Origin of the sequence: Stenotrophomonas nitritireducens, from assembly GCF_050984405.1 — a bacterium.
In the GTDB taxonomy this organism is placed as follows: Bacteria; Pseudomonadota; Gammaproteobacteria; order Xanthomonadales; family Xanthomonadaceae; genus Stenotrophomonas; species Stenotrophomonas nitritireducens_B.
This window is the reverse complement of record NZ_CP158790.1, coordinates 519154-533327: the sequence shown is the minus strand read 5'-3', so window position 1 is coordinate 533327 and position 14174 is coordinate 519154. Positions and strand designations below refer to the sequence as shown.

At 69.2% G+C, this 14174-nt stretch carries 14 protein-coding genes; 11 read left to right on the top strand and 3 right to left on the bottom strand.

Features of this window, described 5'->3' with window-relative positions; translation table 11 throughout:
* Nucleotides 1–58 precede the first annotated feature (58 nt).
* Nucleotides 59–262: a YdcH family protein gene (locus tag ABTV91_RS02240; RefSeq protein ID WP_433854099.1), complete on the bottom strand. Its 204-nt coding sequence runs from the start codon at nucleotides 260–262 to the stop codon at nucleotides 59–61.
* Between the two features lie 68 nt (nucleotides 263–330).
* Here ABTV91_RS02240 and ttcA point away from each other — a divergent pair, with 68 nt between their 5' ends.
* From ttcA to ABTV91_RS02225, 3 genes are all read left to right on the top strand, one after another.
* A complete protein-coding gene (gene ttcA, locus ABTV91_RS02235) occupies nucleotides 331–1260 on the top strand; it encodes a tRNA 2-thiocytidine(32) synthetase TtcA (RefSeq protein WP_433853020.1) in 930 nt (309 codons plus the stop codon).
* Nucleotides 1261–1386: 126 nt separating this feature from the next.
* Nucleotides 1387–2295, top strand: coding sequence for a recombination-associated protein RdgC (locus tag ABTV91_RS02230; protein ID WP_433853019.1), 909 nt, complete (start codon nucleotides 1387–1389; stop codon nucleotides 2293–2295).
* A 52-nt stretch (nucleotides 2296–2347) separates the two neighbouring features.
* On the top strand, nucleotides 2348–3136 hold the full coding sequence (locus ABTV91_RS02225; protein WP_433853018.1) for a M48 family metallopeptidase: 789 nt from the start codon (nucleotides 2348–2350) through the stop codon (nucleotides 3134–3136).
* A gap of 342 nt (nucleotides 3137–3478) precedes the next feature.
* Here the strand turns inward: ABTV91_RS02225 and ABTV91_RS02220 are convergent, their stop codons facing one another.
* Nucleotides 3479–4327, bottom strand: coding sequence for an alpha/beta fold hydrolase (locus ABTV91_RS02220; RefSeq protein ID WP_433853017.1), 849 nt, complete (start codon nucleotides 4325–4327; stop codon nucleotides 3479–3481).
* Nucleotides 4324–5286, bottom strand: coding sequence for a ferrochelatase (hemH, locus tag ABTV91_RS02215; RefSeq protein ID WP_433853016.1), 963 nt, complete (start codon nucleotides 5284–5286; stop codon nucleotides 4324–4326). Before hemH ends, ABTV91_RS02220 begins: the two co-directional genes overlap by 4 nt.
* Nucleotides 5287–5687: 401 nt before the next feature.
* Here hemH and ABTV91_RS02210 point away from each other — a divergent pair, with 401 nt between their 5' ends.
* The 8 genes from ABTV91_RS02210 to ABTV91_RS02175 all read left to right on the top strand — a co-directional run bounded on the left by ABTV91_RS02210 (nucleotide 5688) and on the right by ABTV91_RS02175 (nucleotide 14174).
* Nucleotides 5688–6587 (top strand): lipid-binding SYLF domain-containing protein, encoded by a 900-nt coding sequence (locus tag ABTV91_RS02210; RefSeq protein ID WP_433853015.1) that lies wholly within the window; start codon nucleotides 5688–5690, stop codon nucleotides 6585–6587.
* A 75-nt stretch (nucleotides 6588–6662) separates the two neighbouring features.
* Nucleotides 6663–6890, top strand: a complete 228-nt coding sequence (gene tatA / locus ABTV91_RS02205) for a Sec-independent protein translocase subunit TatA (RefSeq protein WP_433853014.1) — start codon at nucleotides 6663–6665, stop codon at nucleotides 6888–6890.
* Between the two features lie 16 nt (nucleotides 6891–6906).
* Nucleotides 6907–7347: a Sec-independent protein translocase protein TatB gene (gene tatB, locus ABTV91_RS02200; protein WP_433853013.1), complete on the top strand. Its 441-nt coding sequence runs from the start codon at nucleotides 6907–6909 to the stop codon at nucleotides 7345–7347.
* On the top strand, nucleotides 7344–8090 hold the full coding sequence (gene tatC / locus ABTV91_RS02195) for a twin-arginine translocase subunit TatC (protein WP_433853012.1): 747 nt from the start codon (nucleotides 7344–7346) through the stop codon (nucleotides 8088–8090). Before tatB ends, tatC begins: the two co-directional genes overlap by 4 nt.
* A gap of 87 nt (nucleotides 8091–8177) precedes the next feature.
* On the top strand, nucleotides 8178–11780 hold the full coding sequence (locus tag ABTV91_RS02190) for a response regulator (RefSeq protein WP_433853011.1): 3603 nt from the start codon (nucleotides 8178–8180) through the stop codon (nucleotides 11778–11780).
* Nucleotides 11765–12622, top strand: coding sequence for a CheR family methyltransferase (locus ABTV91_RS02185; RefSeq protein ID WP_433853010.1), 858 nt, complete (start codon nucleotides 11765–11767; stop codon nucleotides 12620–12622). Before ABTV91_RS02190 ends, ABTV91_RS02185 begins: the two co-directional genes overlap by 16 nt.
* Entirely contained in the window at nucleotides 12619–13188 is a 570-nt protein-coding gene (locus ABTV91_RS02180) for a chemotaxis protein CheB (protein ID WP_433853009.1), read from the top strand. The genes ABTV91_RS02185 and ABTV91_RS02180 overlap by 4 nt, the downstream gene beginning before the upstream one ends.
* The gene (locus tag ABTV91_RS02175; RefSeq protein ID WP_433853008.1) at nucleotides 13185–14174 is read left to right on the top strand and encodes a diguanylate cyclase domain-containing protein; all 990 of its coding nucleotides are present in this window, start codon (nucleotides 13185–13187) and stop codon (nucleotides 14172–14174) included. The genes ABTV91_RS02180 and ABTV91_RS02175 overlap by 4 nt, the downstream gene beginning before the upstream one ends.

Here is a 14174-nt window from a genome sequence, read left to right as displayed (position 1 = left end):
GGGCGTTCAGGTGTGGCCCGCACTGGATGAGTCGTAGGTGCGCCGCAACGGCGCCGGCTCAGGCCGGCTCGTCCGGAATCAGCATGCTTTCCAGGCGGGCGATGCAGTCCTTGAGCTGCAGCTTGCGCCGCTTCAGGCGCTTGGCTTCCAGGTCGTCGTCCGGGTTGGCCGCCAGCTTGGCGATGCGCTCGTCCAGGCTGCGGTGCTCGGCCCGCAGTTCGGCGGTGCGCTGGCTGATCTCGGCGGGCGTCATGGTCTCCATGGCCATCGAGCATACAGGCTGTCGCGGCGGTCGCGAGGGAGCGCCGCCAAGCCGGTAGAATGCGTGCGATGAGTGCCGTCATTCCCCTTCCCGATCCCGCGCCGCGCGCCCGCGATCCGCGCGTGGCCGAACGCGAACACCACAAACTCGCCAAGCGCCTGCGCCGCCAGGTCGGCCAGGCCATCGCCGACTTCGGCATGATCGAGGCCGGCGACAAGGTCATGGTCTGCCTGTCCGGCGGCAAGGACAGCTACACCCTGCTGGACATCCTGCTGCAGCTGCAGAAGAAGGCGCCGGTGCCGTTCGAGCTGGTGGCGGTGAACCTGGACCAGAAGCAGCCGGGTTTCCCCGAGCACGTGCTGCCGGAATACCTGGCCGGCATCGGCGTGCCGTACCACGTCATCGAGCAGGACACCTATTCGGTGGTCAGCCGGGTGATCCCGGAAGGCAAGACCATGTGTTCGCTGTGCTCGCGCATGCGCCGCGGTTCGCTGTACAGCTATGCCGAGGCCAACGGCTTCACCAAGATCGCGCTGGGGCACCACCGCGACGACATGGTGGCCACGTTCTTCATGAACCTGTTCCACCACGCCAAGATCTCCGGCATGCCGCCGAAGCTGCGCAGCGATGACGGCAGGCACGTGGTGATCCGTCCGCTGGCCTACGTGCGCGAGAGCGACATCATCGACTACGCGGCGGCGCGCCAGTTCCCGATCATCCCGTGCAACCTGTGCGGCAGCCAGGAAAACCTGCAGCGCAAGCAGGTCGGGCTGATGATGAAGCAGTGGGAAAAGGAGCACCCCGGCCGCATCGAGCAGATCTCGCGCGCCATGGGCGACATCCGCCCCTCGCAGATGGCCGACCCGAACCTGTTCGACTTCCTGGCGCTCGGCCGCCGCGACGACGCGCCGCTGCCGGACGCGCATGCCTGGCTCGCCGGCGGCGAAAAACAGGAAGAACCAGAAGCCCCTCTCCCATCGGGAGAGCGGTTGGGGTGAGGACGATGGCGTCCTGATGCCTCCGGCATCCATGGCTTCGTCCGCCCCTCATCCGCCCTTCGGGCACCTTCTCCCGGCGGGAGAAGGGAAAAACCCGCATCCCCTTTCCCAGTTCCCGGATCCCCGATGTTCTTCAAGAATCTCACCCTGTTCCGCTTTCCCACCTCCGTCGACTTCTCCGAGGTCGATACCCTGCTGCCGCACGTCGCGCTCAAGCCGGTCGGCGCGCTGGAAATGAGCTCGCGCGGCTTCATCTCGCCGTTCGGGCGCGAGGAGAAGGAGCAGTTTTCGCACCGCATCGGCGATGCGCTGTGGCTCACCGTCGGCGGCGAGGAAAAGATCCTGCCCGGCGCGGTGGTCAACGACCTGCTGGCGCGCAAGCTGGAGGAAATCGAGGAGAAGGAAGGCCGCAAGCCCGGCGGCCGCGAGCGCAAGCGGCTGAAGGACGACCTGCTGCACGAGCTGCTGCCGCGCGCCTTCGTCAAGAGCTCGCGCACCGACGCCTTCCTCGACCTGCAGCACGGTTACGTCGCGGTGGACAGTTCCAGCCGCAAGACCGGCGAGAACGTGATGAGCGACATCCGCGGCATGCTCGGCAGCTTCCCGGCGATGCCGCTGAACGCCGAAGTGGCGCCGCGCGCGATCCTGACCGCCTGGATCGCCGGCGAGCCGCTGCCCGAAGGCCTGAGCCTGGGCGAAGAGTGCGAGATGAAGGACCCGGTCGAGGGCGGCGCGGTGGTCAAGTGCCAGCACCAGGAACTGCGCTGCGACGAGATCGACAAGCACCTGGACGCCGGCAAGCAGGTCACCAAGCTGGCGCTGGTGTTCGAGGACAATCTGTCCTTCGTGCTCGGCGACGACCTGATCGTGCGCAAGCTAAAGTTCCTCGACGGCGCGCTGGACCAGCTCGAGCACATCGACGAGGAAGGCCGCCGAGCCGAACTCGATGCGCGTTTCGCCCTGCAGAGCGGCGAGATCCGACGCCTGTTCCTGCTGCTGGAGCAGGCGTTCAAGCTGAGCAAGGCCGACAGCTGAACAGGCCATCCACCGACCTGCCCGGCGAACGGGCAGGGACTATGCTGGGCGCATGGCCAACCTGTTCCGCCGCCTGATCGCCCCCGCCGCGCCAAGCATCCAGCGCGACACCGTGCGGCTGCGCCTGGACGATGCCGAGATCGACGTGCTGCGCGTGCGCGACCCGCGTGCGCGCCGGATCAAGCTCAGCGTGGACGAGCGCGGCGCGCGGCTGACGATGCCGATGCGGGCCAGCCTGGTGTCCGGAGAACGTTTCCTGCACGAGAACCGGCAGTGGCTGCAGCAGCAGCTGGCGCGCCTGGACGGCGACGGGCTGCTGGCGCCGCCGCTGGCGCTGCGCGAACCCGGTGCCCTGCCGCTGCGTGGCGCGCTGCTGCCGGTACGCTGGCAGGACGGCCGTTTCACCCGGATCGAGGTGGATGCCGCGGGCGCCTGCATCCAGTTGCCGGCACGGGCCGGCGAGGCATCGCTGCGTCGCGTGCTGCGCGAGTTCTATGAAGCGCAGATGCGCGCCGATGTCGGGCGCTGGCTGCCGGCCTACCTGCCGGGGCTGCCGCGCGCGCCGGCGCGGCTGCGGCTGAAGGTGATGTCCTCGCAGTGGGGCTCGCTGGCGCCGGACGGCTCGCTGGCACTGGACCTGGCGCTGGCATTGGCGCGTCCCTCGGCCTGCGAATACGTGCTGGTCCATGAGCTGTGCCACCTGATGCAGGCCAATCATTCGCCGGCCTTCTGGGCCGAGGTGGAGGCGCGCTTCCCGCACTGGCGGCAGGAGCGCGACTACCTGCGCGAGGAAGGGCGCCGGCTCAAGGCGACCATGCGGCAACTGTTCGCCAACCCGTAGGAGCGGCTTCAGCCGCGATGGGGCGCTACCGGCAAAGTCCCATCGCGGCTGAAGCCGCTCCTACACAAAAGAGTGGCATCGACGTGGTGCTGCCCTGTGCTGCACGGAGAGGGCGTAAGCTGCGGATCACCGCCGCCACCGCATCGGGCTGGTCCACGTACAGGGCAGCCATGGCGCGGCAGCGTTGCGCGCTCGCGGAGGATGGCCGGTGAGGCGGCCCTGCGGCAACTCGTTCGCAAGCGGTAGGAGCGGCTTCAGCCGCGATGAAGCCTTCCCGGGGAAGCCCCATCGCGGCTGAAGCCGCTCCTGCAAAAGTGGCGTTACGTGGATGCCTGCCCAGTGCTAAAGGCCGCGGATGAAGTCGCGGACCACCGCCGCCACTGCTTCGGGCTGGTCCATGTGCAGGTGATGGTGGCCGGGCAGGATGTGAAGGCGGCCCTGCGTCAGCAGCGCCGCGCGTTCGCTGCGTTCCGGTTCCGGGAAATACGCCTGCGCCGGCGTGGCGTAGATCACCTGTGCCGGGCACGGGATGGCGGCCAGCACGTCGCGCACCTGCTCCTCGGTCATGCGTACCGCCGTGGGCAGCATCAACCGTGGATCGCTGCGCCAGCTCCAGCCGCCGGCGACGGCCCGCACGCCGCGCTCGACCAGCAGCCGCGCCGAATCCTCGCCCAGTTGGTTGGCCAGCATGCGCGCGCGTACCGGCGCGGCGAGGTCGGCGAACACGCGCAGCTGCTTGTCGCTGAACGCGGCCAGCGCCGCCACGTGCGCGCGCAGCCGGGCGACGGTTTCCCCGGCCGGGGCGGCAAGTCCGCCGAGCGCCTCGATGGCGACCAGCGCGCGTGCCCGCTGCGGCGCCACCGCCGCCACCAGGCTGGCGATGGCCGCGCCCATCGAATGGCCCAGCAGCACGCAGCGCTCCCAGCCCAGCGCATCCATGATCGCCAGCACCTGCACGATCGCCTGCGGCGTGGTGTAGGCCGCATCGGCGGGCAGGTGGTCGCTCAGGCCATGGCCGGGCAGGTCGACCATCGCCCAGTCCAGTTCCGGCAGCCGGGCCGCCAGCGGGATGAAGCTGGCGGCGTTGTCGAGCCAGCCATGCAGGGCCAGCACCGGCATTCCCCCGCGGGTGCCGGTGCGCAGCCCGGCGACCCGCAGCCCGCCGGCGTCCAGTTCGAAGGATGTGGTCATGCCGCCTGCGCGGTCGCCAGCGCCGCCAGCGCGCGGGCGTGGGCCGGCGTGTCGTTCAGGCAGGGGATGTAGCGCATGGCGGCGCCGCGTTCGGCGACGGTGGCGGTGAAACCCATCGCCACTTCCTCCAGCGTTTCCAGGCAGTCGGTGGCGAAACCGGGGCAGACCACGTCGAGCGTCTTCGCTCCGCCTTCGGCCAGCGCCCACAGCGTGGGCTCGGCATAGGGCTGCAGCCAGCGCTCGCGGCCGAAGCGCGACTGGTAGGCCAGCTGCCAGTCGCCGTCGTCCAGTTCGAGCGCGGCGGCGATCGCGCGCGCGCTGGCCTCGCAGCGCTGCGGGTACGGATCGCCGGCGTCGGCCACCCGCTGTGGGATGCCGTGGAAGGAGAACACCAGCCGGTCGCCGCGGCCGTGCCGCTGCCAGTAGTCGCGGATCGAATCGGCCACTGCCGCCACCCACCGCGGGTCGTCGGCGTAATCGCGGACCAGGCGCACGTCCACGCCGCGGTGGCGCGCCTGCCACTGCCGCACCTGGTCCTCGACCGAGGCGGTGGTGGTGGTCGAATACTGCGGGTACAGCGGCAGCACCACGATGCGCGCGGCGCCGGCCGCGGCCAGCGCGTCCAGCGCCGGCAGCAGCGCCGGCTGGCCGTAGCGCATGGCCTCGCGCACCCGCCAGTGCGGCAGCTCGACGGCCAGGTTCGCGGCCAGGCGGCGGGTGTACACCGCCAGCGGCGAGCCCTCCGGCAGCCAGACCTGCGCGTACTTGTGCGCCGAGCGGCCGCCGCGCAGCGGCAGGATCAGCCCGTAAAGCAGCGGCTTCCACAACAGCGGGGGAATCGAGACCACGCGCGGGTCGCCGAGGAACTCGGCCAGATAGCGGCGTACCGCCGGGGCGGTGGGTGTCTCGGGCGTGCCTAGGTTGACCGCGAGCAGTGCGGTGGTGGGTGCGTCGGACATGCGCGCATTGTGGCTGAAAGCCGGGAACGAGTGGGGAGGAACGAGAGGGCGGAGTGAGTGAAGGGGAGTGGGGAGGCAGGAGTGAGGAGTGAGAGAGAAGCAACGGCAAAGCCCAAAGCCAAGGCTGTCATCCCCGCCAAAAGTATAGAGTCGTCACTCCCCGCGCAGGCGCTCCTGTCCCTGCTTTTTCTTACGCCTCACTCCCTTCGCCCACTCCTGAAGTAGAGCGATCCCCGCCCGGGCGGGGATGACGGCCTCTGCCAGGAATGCGGCTTCTGCCGTTGCTTTCGCCTCCCTCTCGTTTCTCGTTCCTCCCCACTCGTTCCTCGCCCATTCATCGCCCCGCTTCCAATCTCGACACCTTGCCGTATCTTTCCGTGCATCGACCTGTGGAGTCCGCCATGCGCCGCCTGCCGTATCTCGCCCTGCTGCTGTCCGCCAGCCTGTTGTCCGCCACTGCCGTGGCCGGGCCGCAGGAGGACCAGCGCGCCCGCAATGCCGTGCGCGTGCTGAGCGAAATCCAGGAAATTCCCGAACAGGCCATCCCCGACAAGCTGCTCGACGAGGGCCGCGCGATCATCGTCATCCCCGACACGATCAAGGCCGGGCTGGTGATCGGCGGCCGCCGCGGCCATGGCCTGATGTCGGTCAAGACCGCGGATGGCAGCTGGTCCAACCCGGTGTTCGTCAAGCTCACCGGTGGCAGCATCGGCTTCCAGGCCGGCGTGCAGTCCTCCGACGTGATCCTGGTGTTCCGCAACAACCGCAGCCTGGACAACATCGTCAACGGCAAGTTCACCCTGGGCGCCGACGCCGGCGTGGCCGCCGGCCCGGTAGGGCGCAGCGCCGCCGCCGCCACCGACGGCCAGCTCAAGGCCGAGATCTGGTCGTGGTCGCGCGCGCGCGGCCTGTTCGCCGGCGTGGCGCTGGACGGCGCGGTGCTGTCCATCGACGATGCCGCCAATCTCGACGCCTACGGCCAGGGCACCACGCCGCGCATGATCCTGGAGGGCCGCCTGAATGCGGCGCCTTCCAGCGACGTGGTCGCGTTCCGCGATCGCCTGGAGGAATCCACCTATGCCGCGCGCGAGAAGCGCGGCACCCAGGGCACCGCCGCGCCGGTGGCCTCCTCGGCGCCGCGCGCGCAGCCGGTCGCCGTGTCGGGCAACGCGCCGCAGCAGGGCAGCGAGGCCACCACCCAGCCGCTGCAGCCGGCCACCGCCGAGCCCGCGCCGCAGCAGGGTTTCCAGCCGGTGTCCGAAGGCGAGATCCGCACCGAGTCGCTGGACGGCGGCAACTGACCTTCGGCAGGGGCGTCCGGTGGGGCCGGGTGCGTTATGCTCACCGGCCTCCACACCGAATAACGCGAGCGGATCATGGGCAGTTTCAGCATCTGGCATTGGTTGATCGTGCTGGTCATCGTCGTGCTGGTGTTCGGCACCAAGCGGCTGACGAGCGGCGCCAAGGATCTGGGCAGCGCGGTCAAGGAATTCAAGAAGGGCATGCGCGAGGAAGATTCGCCGCCGGCGCGCCTGAACGACGAGTCGCGCGGACGCGAATCCAGCCGCGACACGCAGGCCGAGCGCGACCGCGAGACGCGCTGAACCGAAGGTTCCAGGCGTGTTCGATATCGGCTTCAGCGAACTGCTGCTGATCGCGGTGGTGGCGCTGGTGGTGCTGGGCCCGGAACGGTTGCCCAAGGCGGCGCGTTTTGCCGGGCTGTGGGTGCGCCGTGCGCGCAACCAGTGGGATTCGGTCAAGCAGGAACTGGAGCGCGAGCTGCAGGCCGAGGAGCTCCAGCGCAACCTGCGCAGCGTGCGCGAGTCGGTGCAGCAGGCCGAGCGCGGGCTGCAGGAAGGCGCGACCCAGCTGCATGGCGAAGTCGACGCGCTGCGCCGCGAGGTCGATGCGCCCGCCGCGGCCGCGCCGCCCGCCGCCGATGTCCCTGATGTCGCCGGGGATGTCCAGGCCGATGCCCTGCCGGCACCCGCCGCCGAGGCGCCCGCACCGGAAATGACGGAAACGGCGCAATCGCCGGAACAGCCGGAGCGCGCGCCATGAGCGACGAATTCTCCGAGAGCCCGCTGATCGAGCACCTGGTCGAACTGCGCGCGCGGTTGGTGCGCGGCCTGCTCGGGCTGGGCGTGGTGCTGCTGGCGCTGCTACCGTTCTCGCGCACGCTGTACAGCCACCTGGCGACGCCGCTGATCTCGCAGCTGCCCGCCGGGCAGTCGATGATCGCCACCAATCCGGCCGGGGCGTTCTTCGCGCCGCTCAAGCTGACTTTCTTCACCGCCGTGTTCATCGCCGTGCCGTGGCTGCTGTACCAGGCGTGGGCGTTCGTGGCGCCGGGCCTGTACGCGCGCGAGAAGCGGCTGGCGCTGCCGCTGCTCGGCTCGGCCGTGGCGCTGTTCTACATCGGCTGCGCGTTCGCCTATTTCCTGGTGCTGCCGGCGGTGTTCCACTTCCTGACCACCTTCCGTCCGGAGGTGATCGCCATCACCCCCGACGCCAGCGCCTACCTGGATTTCGTGCTGGCGATCTTCTTCGCCTTCGGCGCCAGCTTCGAGCTGCCGGTGGCGATGGTGATCCTGGTGCTGCTGGGCTGGGTCACGCCGCAGCAGCTGCGCGAAGGGCGCGGCTACGCCATCGTCGGCATCTTCGTGCTGGCGGCGGTGCTGACCCCGCCGGACGTGGTCTCGCAGCTGATGCTGGCCATCCCGATGTGCGTGCTCTATGAGCTGGGCATCCACGCCGCGCGCTGGCTGTCGCCGCGCGATCGTGAAAGGAACGTCACGTCCTGACCGGCATCATGAGCCGGTATCTTTGACGTCCATTGAAATTCGAAACGCCACCGGGGGCGGTGGCCAGGCTGCACCGGGGGGAGCCGCGTGAGCGACAGGAAGGAAAGCTGGATCAACAATGTGCCCTTGCTGAGCAAGATGCTGGCGGCATTCGGGCTGGTGTTCCTGTGTTTCCTGGCCACCAGCGTGGTCAGTTACCGCACCTCCGGGCAGGACGACGCCGCGCGTCGGCGCGAGGGCCGGCAGATCGAGGTGGTCCGCCACGTCGAGGAAGCCATCCAGGCGGTGCGCCTGCAGCAGTTGGCGATCCGCGACTACCTGCTCGGCGAAGGCGAACAGGCCCTGCAGACCCTGCGCGAGCAGCGCGGACGCCGCGACGAAGCGCTGGCCGCGGCACTGAAGGCGGGCAGCGGCATCCAGAACGAGCGCATCCGCCGCGCCACGGTGCAGGCCGCCAACTGGGACGCGCAGGTGCAGGCCGGCCTGGCGCCGGGTGCGGCGTCGCAGGACGTTACCGGCAACCTGTTGGCCGCGCGGCAGCAGTTCCACCGGGTCAGCACCGGCCAGGGCGATGCGCTGGCGGCAACGCTGTCCGAGATCTACGACATCGAGGTCAACACGCTGCTTGGCGAGCGCGGCGCGATGAGCGAATGGATCGCCCGCGCGCATGGCATCTCGCTGGTCCTGCTGGTGGTCGGGCTGCTGATCATCGTCGGCGCGCTGTGGATGCTCTCGCGACTGGTGGTGTCGCCGATCAACCGCCTCACCGCCAAGATGACCCGCCTGGCCGACGGCGATCTCGAGGTGGACATCAACGGCTTGCGGCGCGGCGACGAGATCGGCGCCATCGCCCGCGCGCTGGAGGTGTTCCGCCGCAATTCGCTGGCCTCGCGCGACGCCAACTGGGTCAAGCTCAGCGTCGGCGAGGTCGGTGCCGCGCTGCAGCCGGCACAGAATGCCGGCGACTACGCGCAGGCGCTGGTATCGGAGATCGCGCCACGCATCGGCGCCGGCATCGGCGTGCTGTTCCTGTGGGACGAGGACGCCGGGGAGCTGCGCCTGCATGGCAGCTACGGGTTCCAGCGGCGCAAGCACCTGGGCCTGCGCTACGGCCTGGGCGACGGACTGATCGGGCAGGCGGCGCTGGAACGCAAGCGCATCGCCGTGCAGCAGGTGCCGGACGAGTTCTTCGGTATTCACTCGGCGCTGGGCGAGGCGCAGCCGCGGCACCTGGTCGCGGTGCCGCTGCTGCTCAAGGACCGCCTGCTGGGCGTGTTCGAGTTCGGCACGTTCCAGCATTTCACCCCGAGCCAGGAAGCCTTCATCGACGCCGCGCTGCCGACCGTGGCGCTGGGCCTGGACAACATCCGCCGTGCCGAGGAGACGCAGCTGTTGCTGGAGCGCACCCGCGCCCAGGCCGAGGAGCTGCAGCGCTCGCAGGTGGCGCTGCAGGCGCAGGAAGAAGAGCTGCGCGCCACCAACGAGGAACTGCAGGGCAAGACGGTCGAACTGGAGGAGCAGGCGCAGCGCCTGTCCGCCTCGGAAGAAGAACTGCGCGTGCAGGCCGAGGAACTGCAGGCCTCCAACGAGGAACTGCGGCAGAAGACCGAAGTGCTCAACGAGCAGAAGGACGTGCTGCAGGTGCTGCAGCGCGAGACAGAGTTCAAGGCGCAGGAACTGGCGCGCGCCAGCCAGTACAAGACTGATTTCCTGGCCAACATGTCGCACGAGCTGCGCACGCCGCTCAACAGCCTGCTGATCCTGTCCAAGGAGCTGGCCGAGAACGAGAGCGGCCACCTCGACGCCGAGGAGGTGGAAGCGGCGGCGGTGATCCACGACTCCGGCTCCAACCTGCTGCGCCTGATCAACGACATCCTCGACCTGTCCAAGATCGAGGCCGGCAAGATGGACGTGCACCGCGAGGAAGTGCGCGTGGACGCCATCGCCCGCGAAGTGACGCGCCACTTCCGCCACATGGCGATGGAAAGCCGGCTCGAATTCGCCATCGACGTCGATCCGCAGGTGCCCGAAGCGCTGGTGACCGACCGCTCCAAGCTGCAGCAGATCCTCAATAATCTGCTCGGCAATGCGTTCAAGTTCACCCGTGAAGGCAAGGTCACCCTGCGCCTGTCCATGGCCGACGAGGCGCTGCTGGCCCGCGTCGGTGCTTCCGCCGGCCGTGCGCACGTGGCGCTGGCGGTGCTGGACACCGGCATCGGCATTCCCGCCGAACGCCTGGACTCCATCTTCGAGGCATTCGAACAGGTCGATTCCAGCACCAGCCGCCATTACGGCGGCAGCGGGCTGGGCCTGGCCATCGCGCGCCGCCTGGCGCAGTTGCTGGACGGCCACCTGGTGGTGGACAGCGAACCGGGCAAGGGCAGCATGTTCGCGCTGGTGCTGCCGTTGCTGCCATTGCCGGCAAGCGGTGGCGGCCAGGCTGCGGCGCAGGCGGAACGGGCGCTGCAGGCGCCGCCGGCACGCACGGTCACCGCGCCGCTGATCGACTGGATACCCGATGACCGCCACGCCATCGCCGCCGGCGACACGGTCATCCTCACCATCGAGGACGATCCCGCGTTCGCGCGCATCCTGGTCGACCTGATCCGCCGCAAGGGCCACCGCGCGCTGGCGGCAGCCGACGGCGAGAGCGGCCTGGAGCTGGCGCGCCGCTACCGTCCCACCGGCATCCTGCTCGACGTGATGCTGCCGGGCATGGACGGCTGGTCGGTGATGCAGCACCTCAAGCACGACCCGGTGACCGCGGCGATCCCGGTGCACTTCATCTCCGCGGTGGACGAAGCGGCCAAAGGCGTGGCGCTGGGCGCGGTCGGCTACCTGACCAAGCCGGTGGACCGCAAGGCGCTGATCGCCGCGTTCGACCACCTGCTGGAAGTCGCCGGCAAGATCGTGCGCAAGCTGCTGCTGGTCGACGACGACGACGATTCGCGCCTGGCCCTGACCCGGCTGCTGCAGGCCGACAACGTCGAGATCGACCAGGTCGCCTCCGGCGAGGAAGCCCTGCAGCGCATCGCCACACACAGCTACGACTGCATCGTGCTCGACCTGAACCTGGGCGGTATTTCCGGTATCGAGTTCCTGGAGCGCGCGGTCAACCTGGTGGCGGTGCCGCCGGTGGTGATCTATTCGGCGCAGGAGCTCAGCCGCGAGGAAAGCCTGAAGCTGCGCCAGTACACCGACAGCATCGTGATCAAGGGCAAGCGTTCGCCCGAGCGCCTGCTCGACGAGGTCAGCCTGTTCCTGCACAGCATCGGTTCGCGCGGCGCCAACGCCGTGCCGTCGGACGACACCCAGCTGGCCGGGCGCAAGCTGCTGCTGGTCGACGACGACATGCGCAACCTGTTCGCGCTGTCCAAGTCGCTGCGCGCGCGCGGCATGAACGTGGTCCTGGCGCAGGACGGATACAAGGCGCTGCAGCAGCTGCAGGAGAACGGCGACATCGAACTGGTGCTGATGGACATCATGATGCCCGGCATGGACGGCTACGAAACCACCCGCGAGATCCGCCGCCAGCCGCAATGGGCGGAACTGCCGATCATCGCGGTGACCGCCAAGGCCATGCACGGCGACCGCGACAAATGCCTGGAGGCCGGCGCCAACGACTACCTGACCAAGCCGGTGGACCTGGACAAGCTGTTGTCGATGATCCGCGTATGGCTGCAGAAATAGGACCCGGCACTGGCCGCGAGGACATCGACGACATCGAGGTGGATGCCTTCGTCCAGGCGATGGCGCGGCGCCACGGCTACGATTTCAGCGGTTATGCGCCGTCCTCGCTGAAGCGGCGCGTGCTGCAGCTGGTGCAGGCCATGGATGTGGCGCACGTCGGCGACCTGACCGCGCGCATGCTGCGCGACGACGCGATGGTGCCGCAGGTGATCGCGCGGCTGTCGGTGCCGGTGTCGGAGATGTTCCGCAACCCTGCGGTGTTCCGCAAGCTGCGCGACGAAATATTCCCGGTGCTGGCCTCCTACCCGCACATCAACATCTGGCAGGCCGGCTGCGCGCACGGACAGGAGGTGTACTCGCTGGCGATCCTGCTCAAGGAAGCCGGCCTGTACGAGCGCTGCCAGATCTACGCCACCGACTTCAGCGACGAGGCGCTGGCGCGTGCGCAGGAAGGCATCTTCCCGATCCGCGAGGCGCGCCTGTACTCGGAAAACTACCTGGCCGCCGGCGGCCGCCACACGCTGTCGGACTACTACCACGCCCGCTACGACTTCATGAAGCTCGATGAGCGGCTGAAGGAGCGGGTGACCTTCGCCAACCACAACCTGGTCTGCGACGGGGTGTTCTGCGAGGCGCAGCTGATCCTGTGCCGCAACGTGCTGATCTATTTCTCCGACGCGCTGCAGGACCGCGTGCTCGGCCTGTTCCGCGACAGCCTGTCGCGCGGTGGCTTCCTGTGCCTGGGCAACCGCGAGTCGATCCGCTTCGCGCCGAGCGCGCGCGGCTTCGTGCCGCTCGACGCCGAGCTGCGTCTGTATCGCAGTTCGGGAGCGCTGCCGTGAGTGCGCCGCCGCTGGCGGTCGTGGTCGGTTGTTCGGCCGGCGGCCTGGCGGCGCTGCATCTGCTGCTCGGCGGGCTGACGCGGCCGCTGCCGGTGCCCATGGTGCTGGTCTGTCACAGCGGTTCGGAGGACATGCGGCTGTTCTGCGAACTGCTGGCCGGACGCAGCGGCCTGCCGGTGCGCGAGGCCGAGGAACGGCAGCTGCCGCAGCCGGGGCAGGTGTACGTGGCGCCGTCTGGCTACCACCTGCTGGTGGAGCGTGACGGCCGCTTCGCGCTGAGCGTCGATCCGCGCGTGGCATTCTCGCGTCCCTCGATCGACGTGCTGTTCGAGTCGGCGGCCGAGGCCTGGCGCGAGAACCTGCTCGCGGTGCTGCTCACCGGCGCCAATGCCGATGGCGCGCACGGCTGCCGGCGGGTGCGCGGACTGGGTGGCCGCGTGATCGTGGAAGATCCGCGTACCGCGCACGTGGCGACCATGCCCGCAGCCGCGCTTGAACTGGCCGGCGCCGACCATTGCCTGCCGCTGGCCGACATCCCTCCCTTGCTGGAAACCCTATGCCCATGACCAAGCCGGTTGCCCCGCAGCGCCCGAAAATCCTGGCGGTCGACGACAATCCCGCCAACCTGCTGGTGATCCGCCGTGTGCTGGCCAGGCTCGACGTCGAGGTGGTCGAGGCCGCGTCGGGCAACGACGCGCTCAAGGCCACGCTGGACTCGGAGTTCGCGTTGGTCCTGCTGGATGTGTACATGCCCGACATCAACGGCTTCGAAGTCGCGGAAATCCTGTCGCAGGAGGAAAGCACGCGGCAGACGCCGATCATCTTCGTCACCGCCACCTACGCCGACGACGTGCACCGGCTCAAGGGCTATGGCTTCGGCGCGGTGGACTACATGGCCAAGCCGCTGGACGCGACCATCCTGCTGTCCAAGGTGCAGGTGTTCCTGGAGCTGTATCGGCACCGGGTCGCCCTGCGCGACGCGCTGCGTGAACTGTCCGAGCGCAACCGCCAGCTGGAGCTCGAGGTCGAGCAGCGCCGGCAGATGGAGCAGGAAATGCGCCACCTGGCGATGCACGACATGCTGACCGGCCTGCCCAACCGCGCGCTGTTCATGGACCGCCTGGAGAGCGCGCACCATCGCGCGGTCCGCAACGAGGGCATGTTCGCGCTGGTCTACGTCGATGTGGACGGCTTCAAGGGCGTGAACGATACCTGGGGCCACGCCGCGGGCGACGCCCTGCTTGTGGAGCTGGCGCGCCGGCTGCGCGGCTCGCTGCGCGAGAACGATACCGTCGCGCGGCTGGGCGGCGACGAGTTCGCGCTGGTGCTGGAAGACCTGGAAGACGTGGACGCGGCCAGGCGCCGGCTGGAGGACGTACGGCTCTGCCTGCAGGCGCCGATGGCCTACACCGGCGATGGCGGCGAAGTGAACCTGTCCATCGCCGCCAGCATCGGCCTGGCGACCTACCCGGCCGACGGCGCGGAAGTGGGGGCGCTGCTGCATGCCGCCGACCAGGCGATGTACCTGGTCAAGCGCGCCCGCGATCGCTGA